1 pseudogene is annotated in these 617 nt (G+C 84.1%); it reads left to right on the top strand.

Features of this window, described 5'->3' with window-relative positions:
* Positions 1-168 precede the first annotated feature (168 nt).
* Positions 169-617: pseudogene (locus tag HOY81_RS27100) on the top strand (hypothetical protein); the annotation flags it as partial.

Below are 617 nucleotides of genomic sequence, written 5' to 3'. Positions count from 1 at the left end.
GCCCCCTCCCCCGCCGGAGCCCCGACGGGCACGACGCCCGTCACCACCCCGGAGCCCGCCGCGTCCGCAGCCGGCACGGCGGCGGAGGGCGCACGGACCGCCGGGGCCGGCGCCGCCTCGGATGCCGGAGCGCCCACGGCCGACGCGGCAGCGCGCGCCGGAACGCCCGTGCCACGGCCGGACGGCACCCCGGCCGCCGACGGGGGGCGGGGCGAACAAGCCCTCTCCGCCACCGGCCGTACGGCGACCCCGGCCGCCGGGAGCAGTGCCGGCCGGCAGGTCCCGCGCTGGGCGGTGGACGACGAGCCGCAGCACGGCGCGGTCACCGCCGCGGAGGGTACGGGGGCCGGCCCGGGGCACCCCGAGGACGCCCGTTCCCGCTCGGCCACCGCCGGCTCCGGCGAGGCGTCCGCGCCCGGCGCAGCGGACCACGCCGGCGCGTCCGCGCGGGCCGGGGAACAGAGCCACGGCACGGGTCCCGCCGGGACGCCCGCACCCCGCAGCGGGACGGACGCCGGACCGGTGGGCCACACCGCCTCACCCCCGCTCGGCCCGCACGACACCGCGCCGGCCGGCGGCCCACACGGCACCGGCGGCCTCCCGAAGCGCCGCCGGGG

It is taken from the genome of Streptomyces sp. JJ36 (assembly GCF_021696945.1).
Lineage (GTDB): Bacteria > Actinomycetota > Actinomycetes > Streptomycetales > Streptomycetaceae > Streptomyces.
Note: the sequence above shows the minus strand (reverse complement) of the source record. Positions and strands in the feature narration are given on the sequence as shown.